Source organism: Pseudomonas iridis (assembly GCF_017980685.1).
GTDB lineage: Bacteria > Pseudomonadota > Gammaproteobacteria > Pseudomonadales > Pseudomonadaceae > Aquipseudomonas > Aquipseudomonas iridis.
The window spans coordinates 66,637-87,557 of record NZ_JACXXO010000002.1; the positions used below are offsets into that span (position 1 = coordinate 66,637).

At 60.6% G+C, this 20,921-nt stretch carries 15 protein-coding genes and 1 pseudogene; 10 read left to right on the forward strand and 6 right to left on the reverse strand.

The annotated features are described in order from the left end of the window. The first annotated feature begins 119 nt into the window (after positions 1–119). Both IEQ42_RS05205 and IEQ42_RS05210 read left to right on the forward strand, forming a co-directional pair. Positions 120–800, forward strand: a complete 681-nt coding sequence (locus tag IEQ42_RS05205; RefSeq protein ID WP_042557086.1) for a heavy metal response regulator transcription factor — start codon at positions 120–122, stop codon at positions 798–800. Continuing rightward, positions 790–2,175, forward strand: coding sequence for a heavy metal sensor histidine kinase (locus IEQ42_RS05210; protein WP_210702788.1), 1,386 nt, complete (start codon positions 790–792; stop codon positions 2,173–2,175). The genes IEQ42_RS05205 and IEQ42_RS05210 overlap by 11 nt, the downstream gene beginning before the upstream one ends. 108 nt (positions 2,176–2,283) lie before the next feature. Here IEQ42_RS05210 and IEQ42_RS05215 read toward each other — a convergent pair whose 3' ends face one another. After that, positions 2,284–3,288, reverse strand: coding sequence for an AraC family transcriptional regulator (locus IEQ42_RS05215; protein WP_210702789.1), 1,005 nt, complete (start codon positions 3,286–3,288; stop codon positions 2,284–2,286). Positions 3,289–3,388: 100 nt separating this feature from the next. Between IEQ42_RS05215 and IEQ42_RS05220 the strand changes: the two genes are divergently transcribed. The 4 genes from IEQ42_RS05220 (at position 3,389) to IEQ42_RS05235 (ending at position 8,036) form a co-directional block, all read left to right on the forward strand. Then, a complete protein-coding gene (locus IEQ42_RS05220) occupies positions 3,389–4,462 on the forward strand; it encodes a fatty acid desaturase (protein ID WP_210702790.1) in 1,074 nt (357 codons plus the stop codon). A 1,039-nt stretch (positions 4,463–5,501) separates the two neighbouring features. After that, on the forward strand, positions 5,502–6,083 hold the full coding sequence (locus IEQ42_RS05225; RefSeq protein ID WP_210702791.1) for an alpha/beta hydrolase: 582 nt from the start codon (positions 5,502–5,504) through the stop codon (positions 6,081–6,083). A gap of 55 nt (positions 6,084–6,138) precedes the next feature. After that, positions 6,139–7,071 (forward strand): sigma 54-interacting transcriptional regulator, encoded by a 933-nt coding sequence (locus tag IEQ42_RS05230; protein WP_210702792.1) that lies wholly within the window; start codon positions 6,139–6,141, stop codon positions 7,069–7,071. A gap of 167 nt (positions 7,072–7,238) precedes the next feature. Beyond that, entirely contained in the window at positions 7,239–8,036 is a 798-nt protein-coding gene (locus tag IEQ42_RS05235; protein WP_150593809.1) for a MetQ/NlpA family ABC transporter substrate-binding protein, read from the forward strand. A gap of 590 nt (positions 8,037–8,626) precedes the next feature. Here the strand turns inward: IEQ42_RS05235 and IEQ42_RS05240 are convergent. Next, positions 8,627–9,823 carry an AAA family ATPase gene (locus tag IEQ42_RS05240; RefSeq protein ID WP_150596759.1) on the reverse strand — a complete coding sequence of 399 codons (1,197 nt, stop codon included), beginning with the start codon at positions 9,821–9,823 and terminating at the stop codon, positions 8,627–8,629. A 140-nt stretch (positions 9,824–9,963) separates the two neighbouring features. Between IEQ42_RS05240 and IEQ42_RS05245 the strand changes: the two genes are divergently transcribed. The 4 genes and pseudogenes from IEQ42_RS05245 (at position 9,964) to IEQ42_RS05260 (ending at position 17,537) form a co-directional block, all read left to right on the forward strand. After that, positions 9,964–11,067, forward strand: coding sequence for an efflux RND transporter periplasmic adaptor subunit (locus tag IEQ42_RS05245; protein WP_042557108.1), 1,104 nt, complete (start codon positions 9,964–9,966; stop codon positions 11,065–11,067). Further along, positions 11,064–12,131 carry an efflux RND transporter periplasmic adaptor subunit gene (locus tag IEQ42_RS05250; protein ID WP_210702793.1) on the forward strand — a complete coding sequence of 356 codons (1,068 nt, stop codon included), beginning with the start codon at positions 11,064–11,066 and terminating at the stop codon, positions 12,129–12,131. Before IEQ42_RS05245 ends, IEQ42_RS05250 begins: the two co-directional genes overlap by 4 nt. After that, positions 12,128–15,193 (forward strand): efflux RND transporter permease subunit, encoded by a 3,066-nt coding sequence (locus IEQ42_RS05255; RefSeq protein ID WP_210702794.1) that lies wholly within the window; start codon positions 12,128–12,130, stop codon positions 15,191–15,193. Before IEQ42_RS05250 ends, IEQ42_RS05255 begins: the two co-directional genes overlap by 4 nt. Positions 15,194–15,282: 89 nt before the next feature. Next, positions 15,283–17,537: pseudogene (locus tag IEQ42_RS05260) on the forward strand (glycoside hydrolase). A 1-nt stretch (position 17,538) separates the two neighbouring features. On the opposite strand, the gene IEQ42_RS05265 reads toward IEQ42_RS05260, so the two are convergent. The 4 genes from IEQ42_RS05265 to IEQ42_RS05280 all read right to left on the reverse strand — a co-directional run bounded on the left by IEQ42_RS05265 (position 17,539) and on the right by IEQ42_RS05280 (position 20,798). Then, positions 17,539–18,165, reverse strand: a complete 627-nt coding sequence (locus IEQ42_RS05265) for a class I SAM-dependent methyltransferase (protein WP_210702795.1) — start codon at positions 18,163–18,165, stop codon at positions 17,539–17,541. A gap of 65 nt (positions 18,166–18,230) precedes the next feature. Next, positions 18,231–18,875 carry a methionine ABC transporter permease gene (locus IEQ42_RS05270; protein ID WP_210702796.1) on the reverse strand — a complete coding sequence of 215 codons (645 nt, stop codon included), beginning with the start codon at positions 18,873–18,875 and terminating at the stop codon, positions 18,231–18,233. Beyond that, a complete protein-coding gene (locus IEQ42_RS05275; protein WP_210702797.1) occupies positions 18,865–19,986 on the reverse strand; it encodes a methionine ABC transporter ATP-binding protein in 1,122 nt (373 codons plus the stop codon). The genes IEQ42_RS05270 and IEQ42_RS05275 overlap by 11 nt, the downstream gene beginning before the upstream one ends. A 2-nt stretch (positions 19,987–19,988) precedes the next feature. Next, positions 19,989–20,798, reverse strand: coding sequence for a MetQ/NlpA family ABC transporter substrate-binding protein (locus tag IEQ42_RS05280; protein WP_210702798.1), 810 nt, complete (start codon positions 20,796–20,798; stop codon positions 19,989–19,991). Between the last annotated feature and the right edge of the window lie 123 nt (positions 20,799–20,921).

The window sequence follows — 20,921 nt, forward strand, 5'->3', positions numbered from 1 at the left end:
GAAGGCCATCACCTTAGCCGCCGGACTTCGTCAGAACGCCGTCAGTCGGATTACAAGTTTGTAATGGGCAACGAGGCCGAAGGCGCCTAGCCTGTGCGTCTGAATAATCGAGGTGTGCCATGCGTTTGCTGGTCGTAGAAGATGAAGCCAAAACCGCGAATTTCCTCGCCAAGGGGCTGGGCGAGTCGGGTTTTGCCGTGGACGTGGCGCTCAATGGCCTTGATGGCCGCTATTTCATCGAGCAGCAGGAGTACGATCTGATCATCCTCGACGTGATGCTGCCGGGCCTCAATGGCTGGCAATTGCTGCAACTGATCCGTCAGCGCGGCGCCACGCCAGTGCTGTTCCTCACCGCCAAGGACGCCATTGAAGATCGCGTGCGCGGCCTCGAACTCGGCGCAGATGATTATCTGCTCAAGCCGTTCGCCTTCGCCGAACTGCTCGCGCGCGTACGCACCCTGTTACGTCGCGGACCAATGCGCGAAGCCGAGTCGTACAGCATTGCCGATCTGGAGATTGACGTTTTACGCCGTCGCGTCAGTCGCGGCGGTCAGCGCATTGCCCTGACCAACAAGGAATTCGCGTTGTTGCAATTGCTCGCCAGCCGCCAGGGCGAAGTGCTGTCGCGCACACTGATCGCCTCTCAGGTGTGGAACCTGAATTTCGACAGCGACACCAATATGGTCGAAGTCGCGGTAAGGCGTCTGCGCTCGAAAGTCGATGATCCGTTTATGCCGAAACTGATCCACACCGTGCGCGGCGTCGGGTATCAGCTGGAAGCGCCAGACGATGCGCTCTAGGTCGATTGCCTGGCGCCTGGCGCTGGCGTTCGCGATGGTCTGCGCTTTGGTATTGGGCGCGATTGGCGTGTTTCTCTACCGCTCCCTCGCCGCTGAAATCGCCTACCGCGATGACCTGGCGTTGCTCGGGCGACTGGAACAGGTGCGTGCCTTGCTCGCCGACAGCGACAGCCTCGACGCGTTGCAGGCGCGGCCGCGGCTGTATCAGAACATGCTCGGTAATCTCGACAGTTTGCTGCTGGTGCGCCGCGCGGATGGATCAAATGTGATCGCGATCAACCCGCGCCAGCGAACGCTTCCCGCGCTGAACTCAATCGCGCGCGATCAGCCGCCGCAACGTCGCGACGTGATGACCTGGCAGGCGCCCGACGGTGCCGAAGTGGCGCTGCTGTCCGGCGAAGCTCAGGGGCCGAACGGCGAATCGCTAACCGTGATTGCCGGTAAAGTACTAAGCGAACGCGAGCAGATGCTCGCCAGCTATCGGATGCGGCTGTACGTCGCGATCGGGCTGGGTGCGTTGCTGGCGTTTGCGTTGGGGCTGGTGCTACTGCGCCGTGGCCTGCAACCTTTACGGCAATTGAGCGAAGCGGTGCGCGGCATTGACCTGCGCAGCCTTGATCAGCGTCTGCCTGCCGTTGGCACGCCGGTGGAACTGCTTGAGCCGGTAAACGCGCTGAACGCCATGCTTGCGCGGCTGGAGGACAGCTTCCAGCGCCTGTCGCAATTTTCCGCCGACCTCGCTCACGAAATTCGCACCCCGCTGCATACCTTGCTCGCCAGTAATGGCCAGGCGCTGAATCACTCGCGCAGCACGGCGGAGTATCAGGAATTGCTGGCCTCGAACATGGAAGAGTTCGAACGGCTCAAACGTATGGCGGAAAACCTGATGTTCCTCGCCCGGGCCGAACAGGCGGAGCGTGCGCTCGACTTACGTAAGCTGGATCTGGCTGACATCGGCAATGAGCTGTGTGATTACTTCGAAGCCCTGGCCGACGATCGTGGGATTCACTTGAGAAACACGTTCAGTGGGCAATTGTTTGCCGACCAGCAACTGCTGCAACGCGCCCTCGGCAACCTGTTGGCCAACGCGGTGCGCCACGCTGACGTCGGCTCGGTCATCAGCTTGCGCCAGCGCGATGAGCCGGGCATGTGCTGGTTGCAGGTGAACAACTACGGCCCGGCCATCGCGCCCGAACATCTGGGCAAACTGTTCGACCGCTTCTACCGCGTCGACCCGGCCCGTGCCGAACCGGGTGATTCCGGCGGGTTAGGTCTGGCGATCGTGCAGTCGATCATGCAATTGCATGGTGGTCAGGTGCGGGTGAGCAGTGATGCGACGGGGACTGTGTTTGAGCTTGGGTTTGTGGTGAATTAGACGACCTCTTCGCGAGCAGGCCCGCTCCCACATTTGGAATGCGGTTCCCTGTGGGAGCGAGCCTGCTCGCGAAGGGGCTGGAACTGACGATTCAACACTCAGGTTCAGTCAGCGCAACTGATCCCGAAACTGCCCCGGTGTCATCCCCGTCCAGCGTTTGAACGCGCGGCTGAAACTGCTGGTGTCGGCAAACCCCAGCAGATAACTGACTTCACTCAATGAACAGTGCGGATCACGCAGGTGCAGCAGCGCGAGGTTTTCGCGGCTTTCGTTGAGCAGCGTGTCAAAGCGGCAGCCTTCATCTGCCAAGTGCCGTTGCAGGCTGCGCAGGCTCAGGTGCAAGGCTTGGGCGATGCGTTCGGCGCTGGGCTCACCTTCGGGCAGTTGTTCTTCGATGGCGTCGCGCACTTTGCGCTCCCAGGTCAGCGGTTTGAGCTGGGCCATGGTGCGCTTGAGTACAGCTTCGTTGTGTTCCGCCAGTTCGGGGTTGGCGTCGTCGAGGTGGCTGTCGAAGTCGCTGAGGGCGAACTCCAGGCGATCTTCGGCGGAGGCGAAATGCACCGGGGCGCGGAAGACTTTGTGCCATTGGTGGACATCGAGCGGTTCCGGGCGACGCAGGTAAACGGCCAGCGGCGCGTAGTCGCGGCCAAGGCGATTGCGGCAGGTGCGCACGTAGATCGCAGCGAAGGCATCAATGGCTTCGAAGGCTGGCGCTGGATTGCCTGCGGGAATTTTCAGACGGAACAGATAGCGGTCGTTGGTGCGGCTCAGGTCCAGCTCAAGTGCATCGCTGACCACCGGGTGATAGCGCGCGATACGCTCGAACACTTCGCGCAAACTGCCACTGGCCACCAGCGCGTATCCGAACGCGTGGAACGTTGTCGGGCTGACGAACCGCGACACGCGCAAACCAATCGCCGGGTCGCCGCTGACCTGCACCGCTAGCTGCCACAGGCGCGTGGTCGCGGACAGGGGATAACGGGCGTTGGGGTCGTCCATCAGTTGCGGATCGAGCCCGGCCTGTTGGCACAGGTCAGTACTGTCCAGCCCCAGCGCGTCGAGTTGCTTGCGCAGGGCACGGGTCCAACTGGCGAGGGAGGTCGGTTCCTTCATGCTGATTGGCGCTTCCGGTCAACAGGTTGGCGTTCTCGGCTACCGTCATTGCAAACATCACGACGCAAGATACGAACATCTTAAACCCGAGGATGGAAGCATGGACGGTACTTCTGCAAGCCCCCAGCAACACAATGCGGCGCAGCGATCAGCGCATATTCGGCAAGTGGTGCTGGCTAGAGGCATGGAATTGCGCGAGCGCTACCCGATTCTCAAGCATCAGGATGCGCTGGGTGCGGGAATTCTGGCGTTTGCGCTGGCCGGGATGATCGGTTCGGCGGCGCTTTACATCACTGGCCACATGGCCTGGTGGGTGTGCCTGCTGCTCAACGCGTTCTTCGCGTCGTTGACCCATGAGCTGGAGCATGACCTGATCCACAGCATGTATTTCCGCAAGCAACGCGTGCCGCATAACCTGATGATGGGCCTGGTCTGGCTGGCACGACCGAGCACGATCAATCCGTGGATCCGCCGGCATCTGCACCTCAATCACCACAAAGTCTCCGGCACTGAAACCGATATGGAAGAGCGCGCGATCACCAACGGCGAACCATGGGGTTTTGCGCGGTTGCTGATGGTCGGTGACAACATGATGTCGGCGTTCATCCGCTTGTTGCGGGCGCCGACCTGGGCGCATAAGTGGAGCATTCTGAAACGGGTTTTCAAGGTCTACGCGCCGCTGGCGCTGCTGCATTGGGGCGCCTGGTATGTGTTTCTCGGCTTTCATGCGGCCAACGGCATCGCCTCTCTGTTGGGCGCGCCAATTGAGTGGTCGGCAACCACACTTTCGGTAATGCAGGTGATCGATATCGCGGCTGTGGTGATCATTGGCCCGAACGTTTTGCGCACGTTCTGCCTGCACTTCATCAGTTCGAACATGCATTACTACGGGGATGTCGAGCCGGGCAATGTGATGCAGCAATGTCAGGTGTTGAACCCTTGGTGGCTGTGGCCGTTGCAGGCGTTCTGCTTCAACTTCGGCAGCAGCCACGGCATTCATCATTTTGTGGTGAAGGAGCCGTTTTACATTCGCCAGATGACCGTGCCGGTGGCGCATAAGGTGATGCGCGAGATGGGCGTGCGGTTTAATGATTTCGGCACGTTCGGGCGGGCGAACCGCTTTGTGCGCCGGGATGAAGTGGTGAGTGAAGAAGCGCGTACAGCCCGGGCCTGATCGCTGAATTCAAGGGCCTTTTCGCTGGCAAGCCAGCTCCCACAGGTTTTGTGTGGTTCGTGAAATTTTTGAACTACATCGCCTTCTGGTGGGCTGGCTTGCCTGCGATAGCTATAGCACAGGCAACTTCAATCCTGCCGCAATGGCGAAGCACTCAAATCCCCCCCCTCCTTACAGACCATGAATCTGCCCAGATCACTTTCCAGGTGATAACGCTGCTGTGTCGCGGCTCGTGAATACGGAGTGTTTGCTGGCCTGAAAGGGCGCCAAACGGAGGGCATCGAGAATCGATTTCGTACTGTACAAGGTGTGGTATGAAATGAGTACGGTTACTGGTTCTGGCAGTGCGGTGTGATGTGCGAAAAATGCAAACGCCAGAATTTCTCGCGTTCCTCATCGAGGTATTCGATAGCGCAATTTTCAGTGTAGTCAGCTTCGGCGTGTTCGCCCGAGTTACTTGCGGATGCATGTGGCGGGCAAGCAGGCTGATGTCATCTAGGTCGGCTGGGTCAGCGTGCCCGTCGATTTCAAAATTCATCAAACCGAAACCAAATTCGCGCGAAATGGTTACACGAGGAAATACATCATGAGGCTACCGCTATCTGCACAGGAGTCGATCTGGCGCGGTTAGCTGGCGGCTGGTCGGTTTAACAGCATTTACGATTTTCCGGGGCCGTCTCCTTGGCAGGGTGCGGCCCTTTTTTATTTCTGGATTTAGGGCAGAAGCCCCTCACCCTAGCCCTCTCCCGGAGGGAGAGGGGACCGACCATAAAGACCTCAGGAGCTTCATCGACCTGAAAGATTGCCGCGAATCCAACGTCTGGATTCAGCGCGGTATTTCAGGTCGGTAGAGCTAAACAGCATCCCCCAATCAGTCCCCTCTCCCTCTGGGAGAGGGCTAGGGTGAGGGTCGTTGATCTAAAGCGTTCCGGGAAACGTATATGCAATTAAGGTATTAATACATAGCTTCTTATTCCTTAACGAATATATATCCCCTCCCTATACTCGGTCAGGAACAGACACGCAGGAGAGTTCCCCCATGCGCAACGAATCAATTCGCTACCTGATTGTGCCGGGCTGGCAAGGATCGCCAGAAGATCATTGGCAAACTCACTGGCAGAAAAGCTTGCCGAACAGCGCGCGGGTGGAGCAGGCCGACTGGCTGACCCCGCGCCGTGAAGACTGGGTCGCGGCGCTGGCCGAGGCGATTGCCGCCGACAGCACGCCGGTCATCCTCATCGCGCACAGCCTCGGCTGCATCACCGTCGCCCATTGGGCGGCGACCGCGCCGCTGCAATACCTGCGTCAGGTACGCGGCGCCTTGCTGGTTGCGCCGGCGGATGTCGAGCGCCCGGCTTGCGCACCGGCGCTGCGCAATTTCGCACCGATCCCGAGCGATCTGCTGCCGTTCCCGAGCCAGGTTGTCAGCTCCGACAACGACGCCGCCGTCAGTGCGCCGCGTGCTCTGGAACTGGCACGCAACTGGGGCGCCGAGGCGGGGATTCTGGCCGGTGCCGGGCATATCAATGTGAAGTCCGGGCATCAGCGCTGGGAGCAGGGTTTTGCCTACCTCTATCGCCTGCAAAACCGCATGGAACAGCATGGCCGACGTCGTGCCTGATTTTTTATTCCGTTAAACGCCCCCGTCTGCCGGCGGTTCTGGGCGGGAGTCTGTCATGAGTTTCGAATCTTTCGGTCAGCCGTTGCTGACCTTTCCCGACGCGGAAAAAAGCCCCTTGAGCATTCGCGCCAAAGCGCTGGTGTTCGTCGATCCGCGCTCGCGTCAGTTGCGTGAAGAGCTTGAGCAGTTAGCGCCACGATCAATATCAGTGTTGATCCGTGGCGAAACCGGTACCGGTAAGGAACTGCTCGCCCGGCACATCCACCGCGCCAGTGATCGCAGCGGTCTGTTCGTCTCGGTCAATTGCGGCGCGATCAGCCCGACCTACGCCGAGGCCGAGCTGTTCGGCTACGCCGCCGGCAGTTATGCCGGCTCGGCGAGCAGTCGCGCAGGCTGGTTCGGCTCGGCCAACGGCGGCACCTTGTACCTCGATGAAATTGGCGACTTGCCGCTGCCGATTCAGATCAAATTGCTTGCCGCTCTGGAAAATCACGAAGTCACCCGCATCGGCGCCCATCAGCCGAGCCCGGTGGATGTTCGCCTGGTCGCGGCCACCAGCATTGATCTGGCGCAAGCGGTGGACGCCGGGAAATTCCACGAGCGGCTTTATCACTACCTCAGCGAGGGCCACCTCGAGTTGCCGGCCCTGCGCGCACGCACCGGCGATATCCTGTCGCTGGCGGAGTACTTTTTAGGCATCTACAGCCAGCGTCTGGATCTGCCGGTGCCGTTGATCAGCGAAGCGGCCCAACACGTTTTGGAGCAACACAGTTGGCCGGGCAACACCCGTGAGCTGGAAAACGTCATTCATTTTGCGTTGCTGGTGAGCACGGGCGACGAGATTTTGCCGGAGCACCTGAACCTGCCCGAGGCGTCTGCGCCGCAGCTTCAGATCGAACGGCTGGTGACGCAAATCAACATCGGTGGCAGTGTCGATGAGCGTAAAGCGTTGAAAAAACTGCTGTTTAGCTGGAGCGAGCGGCTGTAACCGCTTCGTTCAACATGAACAAAATGGAATATGAAGCTGAATAAACGTTATTGTCCGGGAATAAAAAATCCGGGTATTGTCCGACCCACGCCAGCGATAGCATTCCACTGGCACACGTATTAATAGCCGTCGCCATGAGCGATCGTGATTTTCGATAAGGACACTGCATGAAAAAGGTTCTGTTGTTTACCGCATTGGCGGCTGCTCTGACTGCTTCCCTGGCCCAGGCTGGCGAGAAACTGGTCGTCGCGGCGACCCCGGTGCCGCACGCTGAAATTCTTGAGCTGATCAAGCCGACCCTCGCCAAAGAAGGCGTGGATCTGGAAGTCAAAGTCTTCACCGACTACGTTCAGCCGAACGTACAGGTTGGCGAGAAGCGTCTGGATGCCAACTACTTCCAGACCAAGCCTTACCTGGACAGCTTCAACGCCGGCAAATACAAGGACGACAAGTCCAAGTACCTGGTGACCGTGCAAGGCGTGCACGTTGAACCGTTCGGTGGTTACTCGAGCAAGTACAAAACCCTGGCTGAATTGCCGGACGGCGCAACCATCGCCATCCCGAACGAAGGCAGCAACAGCGGCCGCGCACTGATCCTGCTGCAGAAGGCTGGCCTGATCGAACTGAAAGACCCGAAAAACGCCCTGGCAACGCCGAAAGACATCGCCAAGAACCCGCACAACTTCAAGTTCAAGGAACTGGAATCGGCGCTGCTGCCACGCGTTCTGAAGGAAGTTGATCTGGACATGATCAACACCAACTACGCGCTGGAAGCCGGTTTGAATCCGACCAAGGATGCGCTGGTGATCGAAGGCGCTGATTCGCCGTACGTGAACTTCCTGGTGGCCCGTGAGGACAACAAGAACAGCGACGCGATTCAGAAACTGGCCAAAGCCCTGACCAGTCCGGAAGTCAAAGCGTTCATCGAGAAGAAGTACAACGGCGCGGTTCTGCCGGCGTTCTGATCTGACGCTTGAGTGAAGCGCTTCAAGGTGTGAAAACGCCGATGGCCAGTGATGGGCATCGGCGTTTTTGTGTGTGCGTTGGAAAAGCCCCTCACCCTAGCCCTCTCCCAAAGGGAGAGGGGACTGATTGGGGGATGCTGTAGTAGTACGCCGACCTGACACGGCTCTGTCGAATCCATAATCGATAAGGTCTTTCAGGTCGATGTTTGACGAAAGACACTACGGTCGGCCCCCTCTACCTCCGGGAGAGGGCTGGGGTGAGGGGCTTTTGATTTACGCTGTGGCCTTCAAAGCCCGCCTCAACGCCATCAACAATTTCACAATCTCCTGCGGATCCAGTCGCTGTGGCACTTTTACGTCCATGTTCTCTTCCTTGTTATGGGGGTTGGCCGGGGGAGTCTGGCCAAAAGCTGTTCGTCCTTGGAGGGCTTTCGTGAAAAAAAGATCCTTCCTACAGCGAAAAGGAAAATAGCTTTCTTATTCCTTCCCGGCAAACTCAAGGACAGGTTTTTGCTTGGTACCAATAGGCTTTAACCGTTTTCGTGGCAGCCCAGAAGCTGCCGCAGGCCGCGATCTTTTTGGTTTCGGAATCAGTCAGGCCAATGCCACGCCGGCTCATCCAGCACGCGCTGCCCGACAATGCCGGTCTGCCCCAACGTCTTCTCCAGCACAATGCAATTGCACTCCGGGTCTTCCTGCAACGCCGAGATCAACCGCCGAGCATGGGATACCACCCACACCTGGCACTCTTGCGACGCCTTGATAATCAACCGCGCCAGCGCCGGCAGCAGGTCCGGGTGCAGACTGGTTTCTGGTTCGTTGAGCACCATCAACGACGGTGGCCGTGGCGTGAGCAATGCCGCGACCAGCAGCAGATAACGCAACGTCCCGTCCGACAGCTCCGCCGCCGACAATGGTCGCAATAACCCTTCCTGAAAAAACTCGATGGCAAAGCGTCCGCCGGCCTGGGATTCGATGTGCAACCGCGCGCCGGGAAATGCATCGGTGATGGCGGCCCGCATCGCGTCGGCATCGCCTATTTCGATGATGGTCTGCAACGCCGCTGCCAGATCGCGACCATCGTGATGCAACACCGGCGTGCGCGTACCCAGTTGCGGCTGGCGCACCGCGGCGTCGGCATCGCTGCGAAAGTGATCGTAGAAGCGCCAGCGGCGGATGAACTCGCGCATCTGGAACACTTCCGGCGAGCTGCGCAGGCTGCCGACCTGATCGAACAGGCTGTCGAAGTTAGGTGTGTGTTGTGCCAGAACGTCCCATTTTCTCTCGGAGCGGGCACGGATCATTGGCCCGTCACGGTCCACCAGCAGGCTGGCGGGCCGGTAATGAGGGCCAGCCCAGATGCATTCGCGCTTGATTTGCGGATCAAGGCTGAACCGCGAGGGAATCGGCCGCGGATTCTCCGGCAACATGAAGTGGCCGTTGGAATCGGGCAGCCCGAGGCTGATCGAATAACTGAAATCCTCCCCGGCAAACCCCAGGCGCAGGCGTTTGACGCCTTGGCGCACCGTCGGCTCGATCGCCACCTCACCGTTGCGCATCCGGCGACTGATGGTTTCCGGCCCGGCCCAGAACGTCGAATCCAGCCCGCCTTCACGGGCCAGCGCATTGACCACGCCGCCCTGCGCAGTTTCCGCCAGCAGGCGCAGCGCGCGGTACAGGTTGGACTTGCCGCTGCCGTTGGGGCCGGTGATCAGGTTCAGCCGACCCAGCGGGATCACCAATTTATTGATCGAGCGGTAATTGGCCACCGCGAGGGTCCTGAGCATAAAAATCCTTCTCTTGATCGTTCTTGCGCGGGGCAGCGCCTACAGGGGTAAATACAGCATCATGCGCGCAATGGCGGAACCCTGTTCTAAGCTCACAGTCGTATCGTCACTTGCACGTTCGTACACAGGAAGGAGTCTGCATGGCGAGTCCCGGATTGAAAACAGTGGTCGTGCTCGGCCTGCTCACATTGCTGGCCGCCTGTGGCGACAAGAAACAGGTCGAAAAAGAACTGCCCCGGGTCTTCGTGCAAGAGGTCAAACCGGCGGATTACGCGGCTTCGGTGACACTGACCGGCGATGTCCAGGCGCGGGTGCAGACCGATCTGTCGTTCCGTGTCGGCGGCAAGATCATCCAGCGTTCGGTTGACGTCGGCGACCGCGTCACCGCCAAACAGGTGCTGGCCAAACTCGATCCGAAAGATTTGCAGACCAACGTCGACTCCGCACAGGCACAAGTGGTAGCCGAGCAGGCGCGGGTCAAACAAAGCGCAGCGGCTTTCGTCCGCCAGCAGAAACTCTTGCCCAAGGGCTACACCAGCCAATCCGAATATGACGCCGCGCAAGCACAATTGCGCAGCAGCCAGAGCGCGCTGACGGCCGCTCAGGCACAACTGGCCAATGCCCGCGAGCAACTGAGCTACACCTCGCTGATCGCCGAAGCGCCGGGGATCATCACCGCGCGCCAGGCCGAAGTTGGCCAGGTCGTGCAAGCCACCGTGCCAATCTACAGCCTGGCCCGTGACGGTGAGCGCGACGCGGTGTTCAACGTCTACGAGTCGTTGTTGGCCGGACCGCCGACGGATCGCTCGATTGAAGTCAGCCTGCTCGATAATCCGAAAATCAAAACCACCGGCACGGTGCGTGAAATCACTCCGGCGGTATCCGCGCAGACCGGCACCGTGCAAGTCAAAGTCACCCTCGACAGCCTGCCTGAAGGCATGCAGCTCGGCTCGGTGGTCAGCGCCACGGCCAAGACGCCCGGCCAATCCGCCGTGGAGCTGCCGTGGTCGGCGCTGACCAAAAACCTCAGCGAGCCGGCGGTGTGGATCATCGACGGCGAGGGTCGCGCGCAACTGCACACGGTCACGGTCGGGCGTTACCTGACGGGCAAAGTCATCGTCAGCGACGGCTTGAAGGCTGGCGACAAAGTGATCATCGCCGGCGGCCAGTTGCTGCATCCGGGCATGAAAGTCGAGATTGCCGAAAACACTTACAAGGATCTGCAAGTGGGAGCCCAGCCATGACGCGCCTGTTGTTGCTCACAGCGTTGCTGGCGCTGGCCGCGTGCTCGGAAAAAGAAGCGCCGCCGGAGCCGGTGCGTCCGGTGTTGTCGGTGGAAGTGAAAACCCTCAATCAGGAAGACCTCGGGCGTTTTGCCGGGAGCATTCAGGCACGCTACGAAAGCAACGTTGGTTTCCGTATCCCGGGGCGTATCGCCAGCCGTAACGTCGATGTCGGCGCCGAAGTCGAGAAGGGCGCCTTGCTCGCCACACTCGACCCGACCGACCAGCAGAACCAGTTGCGCGCCGCCCAAGGGGATCTGGCGCGCATTCAAGCGCAGTACATCAATGCCCAGGCCAACGCCCGTCGTCAGCAGCAATTGTTCGACCGTGGCGTCGGTGCGCAGGCGCAACTGGACATCGCCCAAACCGACCTGAAAACCACCAGGGCTTCGCTGGATCAGGCCAAGGCGTCGCTGAGCCAGGCCAAGGATCAGCTCGACTACGTGCAACTGCGCACCGATCACAAAGCCGTGGTCACCGCGTGGAATGCCGAGGCCGGGCAAGTGGTTACCGCCGGCCAGCAAGTGGTGACGCTGGCGCAACCGGACATCAAGGAAGCGGTGATCGACCTGCCCGATACCCTGGTCGATCAACTGCCACCGGATGTGGTGTTTCTGGTCGCCGCGCAACTCGACCCGAGCATCAACACCACGGCGATCATCCGCGAGATCGAACCCCAGGCCCAGAGCGCCACCCGCACCCGGCGTGCACGCCTGACGCTTACCGACACGCCACCCGGTTTTCGTCTCGGCACAGCAATCAGCGTCACCCTCAGTTCGGCAATCAAGCCGCGTCTCGAATTGCCGGTCAGCGTGTTGCAGGAAGTCGACGGCAAAACACGGATCTGGGTCCTCGACCCGCAAGCGCAAACCGTCTCGCCACGTGACGTCACCCTGATCAGTCGCAGCGACAGCACCGTGGTGCTGTCCGGCGGCGTCAAGGCTGGCGAGCGGGTGGTAACGGCCGGTGTGAACAGCCTCAAACCGGGGCAGAAAGTCAAAATCGACGAGGACAGTCCACGATGAAAGGGCCTTTCAACCTATCCGAATGGGCTCTGAAACATCAGTCGTTCGTCTGGTACCTGATGTTCGTCGCGCTGCTGATGGGCGTGTTCTCATACATGAACCTTGGGCGCGAGGAAGACCCGTCGTTCACCATCAAGACCATGGTCATCCAGACCCGCTGGCCGGGTGCGACGCAAGAGGAAACCCTCAAACAGGTCACCGACCGCATCGAGAAAAAACTCGAAGAACTCGACTCCCTCGACTACGTGAAAAGTTACACGCGCCCCGGCGAATCCACGGTGTTCGTGTACCTGCGCGATACCACCAGCGCCAAGGACATCCCGGACATCTGGTATCAGGTGCGCAAGAAGATCAACGACATTCGTGGCGACTTCCCCCAAGGCCTGCAAGGGCCGGGGTTCAACGATGAGTTCGGTGATGTGTTCGGCTCGGTGTATGCCTTCACCGCCGACGGTTTGTCGATGCGCCAGTTGCGCGATTACGTCGAACAGGTGCGTGCCGAGATCCGTGAAGTGCCGGGGCTGGGCAAGGTCGAGATGGTTGGCGAGCAGGATGAAGTGCTCTACCTGAACTTCTCCACGCGCAAACTGGCGGCGCTGGGCATTGATCAGCGTCAGGTGGTGCAGAGCCTGCAATCGCAAAACGCGGTGACCCCGGCGGGCGTGATCGAAGCCGGGCCGGAGCGGATTTCCGTGCGCACCTCCGGGCAATTTGCCTCGGAGAAAGACCTGGCTGACGTCAACCTGCGCCTTAACGACCGCTTCTATCGCCTCGCCGATATCGCCAACATCACTCGCGGCTACGTCGACCCGGCGACACCGGAATTTCGTTTTGACGGTAAAAAAGCCATCGGCCTCGCGATTGCGATGAAGAAGGGCGGCAACATTCAGGAATTCGGCAAGGCGCTGCACCAACGCATGGAAGCGCTGACCGCCGACCTGCCGGTGGGCGTCGGCGTGCACACGGTTTCCGACCAGGCCGACGTGGTGGAAAAAGCCGTCGGCGGTTTCACCAGTGCACTGTTCGAAGCGGTCATTATCGTGCTGGTGGTGAGCTTCATCAGCCTCGGCGTGCGCGCCGGTCTGGTGGTGGCGTGCTCGATTCCGCTGGTGCTGGCGATGGTCTTCGTGTTCATGGAATACAGCGGCATCACCATGCAGCGGATCTCCCTCGGCGCATTGATCATCGCCCTCGGCCTGCTGGTGGACGACGCGATGATCACGGTGGAGATGATGGTCACGCGCCTGGAAATGGGTGAGACCAAGGAGCAGGCGGCGACCTACGCCTACACCTCGACCGCGTTCCCGATGCTCACCGGTACGCTGGTGACCGTCGCCGGGTTCGTACCGATCGGCCTCAACGCCAGTTCGGCGGGTGAGTACACCTTCACCCTGTTTGCGGTGATCGCCGTGGCGATGCTGGTGTCGTGGATTGTCGCGGTGCTGTTTGCACCCGTAATCGGCGTGCACATTCTCAGCGCCAACGTCAAACCGCACAGCGCTGAACCGGGTCGCGTCGGCCGCGCGTTCAACTACGGCATGTTCTGGGCCATGCGCAACCGCTGGTGGGCGATCGGCATCACCATCGCGTTGTTCGTGGCGTCGGTATTCTCCATGCAGTTTGTGCAGAACCAGTTCTTCCCGTCTTCGGACCGCCCGGAAATCCTCGTCGACCTCAACCTGCCGCAGAACGCCTCGATGGCCGAAACCCGCAAGGCTGTGGACAGGCTCGAAGCGACGTTCAAGGACGACCCGGACATCGCGCGCTGGAGCACCTACATCGGCGAAGGCGCGATCCGTTTCTACCTGCCCCTCGACCAGCAATTGCAGAACCCGTACTACGCGCAACTGGTCATCGTGAGCAAGGGGCTGGAGTCGCGTGAGGCCTTGAGTCAGCGCCTGCGCGAACGTCTGCGCAAAGACTTCGTCGGCATCGGCAGTTACGTGCAGGCACTGGAGATGGGCCCGCCGGTAGGGCGGCCGATCCAGTACCGGGTCAGCGGCAAGGACATCGATCAGGTGCGCAAGCACGCGATCGAACTGGCCACCGAACTCGACAAGAACTCGCACATCGGCGAAATCATTTACGACTGGAACGAACCAGGCAAAGTCCTGCGCATCGACATCGCCCAGGACAGGGCCCGGCAACTTGGCTTGTCCTCGGAAGACGTCGCCAACCTGATGAACAGCATCGTCGTCGGCTCACCGGTGACCCAGGTCAATGACGACATCTACCTGATCAACGTTGTCGGTCGTGCCGAAGATGCCGAACGCGGTACGCCGGAGACCCTGCAAAACCTGCAGATCGTCACGCCGAGCGGCACATCGATTCCACTGCTGGCCTTCGCCACCGTGCGCTATGAGCTGGAGCAGCCGCTGGTGTGGCGTCGCGATCGCAAGCCGACAATCACCATCAAAGCAGCGGTGCGCGATGAGATTCAGCCGACCGATCTGGTCAAGCAGCTCAAGCCCGACATCGACAAATTCGCCGCCGGGTTGCCGGTGGGCTACAAGGTCGCCACTGGCGGTACGGTCGAGGAAAGCGGCAAGGCCCAGGGGCCGATTGCCAAGGTCGTGCCGCTGATGCTGTTTTTGATGGCGACGTTCCTGATGATCCAGTTGCACAGCGTGCAGAAGCTGTTCCTGGTTGCGAGTGTTGCGCCCCTCGGCTTGATTGGCGTGGTGCTGGCGCTGATCCCGACGGGCACGCCGATGGGCTTCGTGGCGATCCTGGGGATCCTTGCGCTGATCGGCATCATCATCCGCAACTCGGTGATTCTGGTCACGCAGATCGACGAACTGGAGAAAGAAGGTCTGGAACCCTGGGATGCGGTGGCGAAAGCGACCGAGCACCGACGCCGTCCGATCCTGCTGACCGCTGCGGCGGCGAGCCTGGGCATGATCCCGATTGCCCGCGAAGTGTTCTGGGGGCCGATGGCTTACGCGATGATCGGCGGGATCATCATCGCCACCTTGCTGACGCTGCTGTTTCTGCCGGCGCTGTACGTGGCCTGGTACAAGATTCGCGAGCCGAAGAAAGACTCATCGCCGTCGGCACATTGATCGGTCTTGTTACACCTTTGGGAAGGGTCTGACTTACAAGCGTCGTCCATTGCGTTACCGTCCCTCCTCCATTTGGAGGGGGACGCCTGATGTCTACGATTGCTTGCTGGCCGCGTCAACTGCTGCTGATGCTCGGGCTGTGCCTGTCGCCCTCGACGCTGGCCGCAACGCTGTTGGCCAACGCGCTGTGGCAGGTGCAGATCGACCCCGCGACCCTTGCCGTGCAGGTCACCCCGGCCGACCGCGCCAGCGTGCAGGCATCGACAGGGGTTGAAGCGCACAAGGTCAGTCAATTGGTCAGAAGCGGCAATCGCCTCGACTGGCAATGGGATGATGGCGCCTGGGCCCTCAGTGTAGAACTCGATCAGCGCGACCTTTCGTTCTCGATTACCGCGCGCAAGCCAGGTGAATTCGAGTTCCTGCGCCAACCCGGCAGCGCCATGGGCAAAGGCTTGATCTGGCCGCTGGCCGAAGGGCATTACGTGCCGCGTGGGGATCAGGTCTGGCAGAAATTTCTGCTCGGTGAGGGCCCATTCAATACCACCCAGGATCTCGGCTTGCCGCTGTGGGGCCTAGTGCACGAGGGGTTCAGCCTCAATTGGCTGCTGAGCAATCCGTACAACAATCGTCTGCTGTTCAGCGCTGATGGTCAGACCCTGGCGTTGTCCGCGCGGCATCAATTCACCTCATTGCAACCCTCGACGCCGCTGACGTTCAGCCTGTTTCTGGGCGACGCCGAACCGTTGGCGGGGGCCAAGCGCTACCGGCAATGGCTGATCGATAACGGCCGTTATGAAACGCTGAGCAGCAAGCTTGAGAAAACCCCGCAGGCCAGCAAGCTGCTGGGTGCCAGCCATGTCTACCTGTGGGGCAACGATCTGTTGGGCGCGAAAGATGTGCGCAACTGGCCGGCGCTGCTCGGCAAACTGCGCAGTCAGACGCCGCTGGCCAGTGCGCTGCGCGGCGCGATGGATCACGAAGCCTTGCAGACGCTCGCTGGCGAAGCCGTGCTCAATCGCTACCAGAAAACCGTGCTGCTGCGCAGTCTCAATCGCGCGCTCAACACTCTGGCGCGCAAAACCTGGCAAGCCCGCGCGGTGCCGGACATGCAGGCACTGGTCAGTGGTTATGGCGCCCTTCGCGGGCAACTGGCCGGCGAATTCGCGGGCGCCTTGACCGCCGATCCCAAGCGCTGGGGCAGCACCTTGTCGCTCGATACCCTTGAACGTTTGCACCGCGCAGGGCTGACGCGTTTGTGGCTGGGGCTTGGCGAGGGTTGGGAGGGCGGACTCTGGCATCCGGAGGTGGTTCGCGCAGCGGTGAAGGCGGGGTATCTGATCGCGCCGTATGACTCCTACCAGACCGCCCTGAGCCGGGACGAAAACCCGGACTGGATCACCGCGCACCTGGGCGACATGGCGAACACCGAATGCGCCATCGTGCTGGAAAACCGCACGCTGAAAACCGGTTTCCAGCAGTCGGGACACTACACCGATCCGCGTTGCGTGCGGCCGTTGCTGGAGAAACGCGTCACCGCCATCAGCGCCGCTGCCGGTTTCAACAGTTGGTTTCTCGACGCCTACGCCACGGGCATGGTGCTCGACAGTTACCGCCCTGGTGCCACGATGACGCAAGCGCAAAATGCCGAAAGCAATGTCGAGGCGTCACGCTGGATCAATCAGGTCTTGCAACTGCCCACCGGCTCCGAGGATGGCAACGCGACCACAGCGCAAGGCGTGCTGTTTGCCCATGGCATGCAGACGCCCGTGATCGGCTGGGGCGATGTCGACATGAGCAAAAATCCTGCCTCTGCATACTTCGTCGGCAAATGGTATCCGCCGGAGCAACCGGCGGTGTTCTTCAAACCTGTGCCGATCAAAGAACCGTACCGCCGCATCCACTTTGATCCGGCCAGCCGTTTGCCGCTGTACCAGGCAGTGTTCCACGGTTCGGTCATCACCACTCATCACTGGTTGTACGACAGCCTGAAGCTGAGCAACGTGCGGGCGGCGAATGAGCTCACGCAGTTGCTCTACAACGTGCCGCCGCTGTATCACCTGAGCGCGGCGACGCTTGCGCAGCAGCTGTCGCTGATGGCGCGGCAGGACGTTTTTTTTTCCGCCCGCTGCATGAGCGTCTGGCGAAGCAGGCGCTGACCGGATTCGAATGGCTGAGCGATGATCGGCGCGTGCAGCAGACAACCTTCGCGGACGGCACTCGATTGCTGGCCAACTTCGATCAAGCCGCGCGTGAAGTGCGCGGCCAGACCCTGCCGGGCGAGAGCCTCACGGTGTTGCTGCCCGACGGTACGGTGAGCCACTACCGGGTGCAGAACGCTCCCTGAGTCAGACCTTGCGCCAGACACTCGCCAGCCACGGCTGTTGCTCTCGCGGCAGCCCCGCTGGCCGGAAGTAGTGTTCCAGCTCGACGAAACCGGCCGCCGCGAGCAACCCGCGCCACGCCTCGAGATCGTGATAAGAGCCATAACGCGGGCCGTTCCAGCCCTCGCTGTTATCGCCGCGTGGATTGGAACTGAACAGCACGCCACCCGCTTTCAGGCTGCCGTGCAGTTGCTGCAGAACCCGCGGCAGTTCCTGCAATGGCACATGGAACAGCACCGCGTTGGCGAAAACGCCGTCGAAGCGCGCTGCGGGCAAATCCAGCTTCAGGAAATCTTGCTGCAGCACCTCGCAACCACTGTCCTCACGCGCCATCTGCGCAAATTTTTCCGAGCCGTCGAGGCCGACAGCAACGTGGCCCATGCGCGTGAACGTCTGCAGATCCCGCCCCGGCCCACAGCCGAAATCAAGAATCGTGAACGGTGCCGTGCCCTGAATGTGCCGCAACAGCGCGTCGATGTTCTGGCTGACATCGTGATCGCGGGTGCCTTCACGAAAGTCCTCGGCCACCGAGTTGTAGTGGCCGAGGGTGGTGGCGGTGATCTGTTCGAGGTCGGTAGGGGTCTGCTTCATGGTCTGTTCGTGGCGTAAAGAGAGATGAGCTGACTATAAGCGCTTTCGCGCTTTAAAAGATCGCCTCAGCGCTTGTTCAAGCCACGCGCCAAGCGATCACCGCCGAGCTGAATCACTGCCACCAGCGCCACCAGCAACACAATCACCGTCAGCATGATCTGGCTGTCGAAACGTTGATAGCCGTAGCGGTAAGCGATATCCCCCAGGCCGCCAGCGCCAATCGCGCCGGCCATGGCCGAGGAGTTGATCATCGTCACCAGGGTGATGGTGAACCCGCCGACGATGCCCGGCAGCGCCTCGGGCAACAGCACATGCCAGACGATGTGCCAGCGCCGGCAACCCATCGCTTGCGCGGCTTCGATCAAGCCGTGGTCAACTTCACGCAAGCTCACCTCGGCGATCCGAGCAAAGAACGGCGTGGCAGCAATGGTCAGCGGCACCACCGCCGCCCACACGCCGTAGGTGGTGCCGACGATCAGCCGCGTAAACGGGATCAGCGCGACCATCAGAATCAGAAACGGGATCGAACGGAACAGGTTCACGAATGCGCCCAAGGCGCGGTTCAGCGCCGGTGCTTGATATATCCCGCCCTTGTCGCTGGTCACCAGAATCACCGCCATGGGAATGCCCACCAGCAGCGCGATCAACGACGACACGCCGACCATCAAAAACGTGTCGATGAAACCCTGCAGCAAGCGATCAAACCACATAACCCAGCACCTCCACCCGTTGCGCCCATTGCCCGGCGCGCTGGCGCAATGTTTCGGCGTCCGGCGAAGCGCCACTGACCGCCAACAGCAACTGCCCCAGCGCGTGGCCCTGAATCCGTTCGACGCCGCCCTGCAACAACTTCACCCGCCCACCGAGGGCCGCGAATAACGCTGCCAGATCGGGTTCGTCGTTGGCGCTGCCAGTGAACTGCAAACGCAGAACCACAGCCGCTTCGCTGGAGGGCGAATGCGCGTGCAGACGGCTTTGCAACTCTTGCGGCAACGCATGTTGCAGCGGCGCAAGCAGTGTTTGGCTGATCTCGTGTTGCGGGTTGCCGAACACTTCCCAGACCGGACCTTGCTCGACTATTTGCCCGTGTTCCAGCACCACCACGCGGTCGCAGATTTCGCGAATCACTGCCATTTCGTGGGTGATCAATACGATGGTCAGGCCCAGACGCTGGTTGATCTCGCGCAGCAAACCGAGGATCGATTGCGTGGTCTCCGGATCGAGCGCCGAAGTCGCTTCGTCACACAGCAGAATATCCGGGTCATGCACCAGCGCGCGGGCGATGCCGACACGCTGTTTCTGCCCGCCGGAGAGCTGCGCCGGATAAGCCTTGTGCTTGCCTTGCAGGCCCACCAGTTCCAGCAGTTCGCGGACCTTGTTCTCGCGTTGTTCTTTGGGCACACCGGCGACTTTCAGCGGCAACTCGACGTTCTGCCAAACGGTCTTGGCCGACATCAGATTGAAGTGCTGGAAAATCATGCCGATCCGCCGACGCAGAGCGACCAAACGGTTTTCATCGAACTCGCCAATGTCCACTTGATCGATCAGCACCCGCCCTGAAGTCGGTTGTTCCAGACGATTGATCGTACGAATCAGCGACGACTTGCCGGCGCCGCTGCGGCCGATAATCCCGAACACTTCACCGCGCTGGATCGCCAGGTCGATGCCTTGCAGCGCAGCGACCGGGCCTTGCCGGCCGTTGTAGGTTTTGCCGAGGTCGATGAAGCGCACGTGGGCGCGGTTCAGTTGCGGGTGCAGTTCTGTGCGTTCAGCATTCTTTGGCTCTGGAATCTCCAGTCGCCGTTGGGTCGCGGCCGTCATGCTCAGCTTTCCCAACCGGCCTGGTACAGCTTGCAGTGGGCCTTCTCAAGTGCCGCGCGAACGGCTGGGGAATGCTGATAGATATCGACGAATTTGATCAGGCGCGGGTCGTTTTTGCTCTTCGGCTGAATCACGAACTGGATCACGTACTCCTTGTGGTCGAGGCCATCGAACAGCAGCGCCGAGCCGGCATCGAAGGTCTTCGCCAAACGGATGTAGGCCGGATAGCCCTGGACCAGATCAGCGTCGTCATAGGCGCGCACCAGTTGCACGGCTTCGACCTGAAGGATTTTGATTTTCTTCGGGTTGGCGACGATGTCGTCCTCGGTGGCTTTGTAGCCGACCCCCGGTTTGAGGGTGATCAACCCGGCCTTGGCCAGCAGTTGCAGACCGCGACCGCTGTTGATCGGGTCGTTGGCGATGGCGACGCTGGCGCCTTCAGGCAACTCGTCGAAGCTTGTGTATTTCTTCGAGTAGAGGCCGACGTTGTTGATGATCCCCGGGGCGAACGGCACCAGGTCAAAACCTGCGGCGGCTTTGGCATTTTCGAGGAACGGGATGTGCTGAAAGTAGTTCACGTCGATGTCGCCGGCGGCGAGGCTGACGTTCGGTGCGATCCAGTCGGTGAACTCCACCAGCTCGACGTTAAGACCTTGTTTGCTGGCCTCTTCGACGGCGGCTTCCAGCGGGATGGCGAAGGCTGCGGTGGTGCCGATTTTCAGCGGGGCGTCGGCGGCGAAAACCGCCGAGCTGAACAGGCCGAGGGCCAGGGCCAGTGCTTTGACTGGGTGGGACAGGGTTTTCTTGGTCATGATGAGTTTTCCAGTCAGTGCATAAATTTGTGGTGTCTGTTGCGGCCTCATCGCTGGCAAGCCAGCTCCCACAGGTTTTGTGAACGCTACAGACCCTTGTGGGAGCTGGCTTGCCAGCGATGC

Bases quoted from the DNA above. Each gene is read 5' to 3' on its own strand.
- IEQ42_RS05265 (WP_210702795.1), bottom strand. From the start codon at position 18,165: ATGAAGCAGACCCCTACCGACCTCGAACAGATCACCGCCACCACCCTC.
- IEQ42_RS05225 (WP_210702791.1), top strand. From the start codon at position 5,502: ATGCGCAACGAATCAATTCGCTACCTGATTGTGCCGGGCTGGCAAGGA.
- IEQ42_RS05235 (WP_150593809.1), top strand. From the start codon at position 7,239: ATGAAAAAGGTTCTGTTGTTTACCGCATTGGCGGCTGCTCTGACTGCT.
- IEQ42_RS05250 (WP_210702793.1), top strand. From the start codon at position 11,064: ATGACGCGCCTGTTGTTGCTCACAGCGTTGCTGGCGCTGGCCGCGTGC.
- IEQ42_RS05270 (WP_210702796.1), bottom strand. From the start codon at position 18,875: ATGTGGTTTGATCGCTTGCTGCAGGGTTTCATCGACACGTTTTTGATG.
- IEQ42_RS05275 (WP_210702797.1), bottom strand. From the start codon at position 19,986: ATGACGGCCGCGACCCAACGGCGACTGGAGATTCCAGAGCCAAAGAAT.
- IEQ42_RS05240 (WP_150596759.1), bottom strand. From the start codon at position 9,823: ATGCTCAGGACCCTCGCGGTGGCCAATTACCGCTCGATCAATAAATTG.
- IEQ42_RS05205 (WP_042557086.1), top strand. From the start codon at position 120: ATGCGTTTGCTGGTCGTAGAAGATGAAGCCAAAACCGCGAATTTCCTC.
- IEQ42_RS05210 (WP_210702788.1), top strand. From the start codon at position 790: ATGCGCTCTAGGTCGATTGCCTGGCGCCTGGCGCTGGCGTTCGCGATG.
- IEQ42_RS05220 (WP_210702790.1), top strand. From the start codon at position 3,389: ATGGACGGTACTTCTGCAAGCCCCCAGCAACACAATGCGGCGCAGCGA.
- IEQ42_RS05230 (WP_210702792.1), top strand. From the start codon at position 6,139: ATGAGTTTCGAATCTTTCGGTCAGCCGTTGCTGACCTTTCCCGACGCG.
- IEQ42_RS05215 (WP_210702789.1), bottom strand. From the start codon at position 3,288: ATGAAGGAACCGACCTCCCTCGCCAGTTGGACCCGTGCCCTGCGCAAG.
- IEQ42_RS05255 (WP_210702794.1), top strand. From the start codon at position 12,128: ATGAAAGGGCCTTTCAACCTATCCGAATGGGCTCTGAAACATCAGTCG.
- IEQ42_RS05245 (WP_042557108.1), top strand. From the start codon at position 9,964: ATGGCGAGTCCCGGATTGAAAACAGTGGTCGTGCTCGGCCTGCTCACA.
- IEQ42_RS05280 (WP_210702798.1), bottom strand. From the start codon at position 20,798: ATGACCAAGAAAACCCTGTCCCACCCAGTCAAAGCACTGGCCCTGGCC.